This is a genomic window from Salmonella sp. SAL4457 (assembly GCF_046548235.1).
GTDB lineage: Bacteria > Pseudomonadota > Gammaproteobacteria > Enterobacterales > Enterobacteriaceae > Salmonella > Salmonella enterica.
Genome location: NZ_JBGDZO010000084.1, coordinates 1 through 412 on the forward strand (window position 1 = coordinate 1; position 412 = coordinate 412).

1 pseudogene is annotated in these 412 nt (G+C 65.3%); it reads right to left on the reverse strand.

Going from position 1 to position 412, the window contains the following annotated elements:
* Positions 1-106: 106 nt before the first annotated feature.
* Positions 107-412 (reverse strand): annotated as a pseudogene (locus ACLJNW_RS23335) (recombination factor protein RarA); the annotation flags it as partial.

Here is a 412-nt window from a genome sequence, read left to right on the forward strand (position 1 = left end):
CGTGTCGGTTATCGGCGGTTCGTGGCCCGGTTGGCGCTTCGCCGGCCCCGGCGACGTCATCGACGCCGTCGCGGAAGCCAGGCTAGCTCCGCCGAGCCCATACCGCTCAGGATTTTCTGCGTTGGCGGGGACTGGTGCGATCCAGCTCGGCCAGGTGTTCCAGCTTGTCGCGGATCTTCAGTTCCAGGCCCCTCGGCACCGGTTGATAGTAACGCCGCGGCTCCAGATCCTCGGGGAAATAATCCTCTCCGGCGGCATAGGCATCCGGCTCGTCGTGGGCGTAGCGGTATTCCTCGCCATAGCCGAGGCTCTTCATCAATTTGGTCGGCGCGTTGCGCAAGTGCAATGGCACTTCCCGCGAGCCGCTTTCGGCGACGTCGCGCATCGCCGCGTTGAACGCGCTGTACACCGC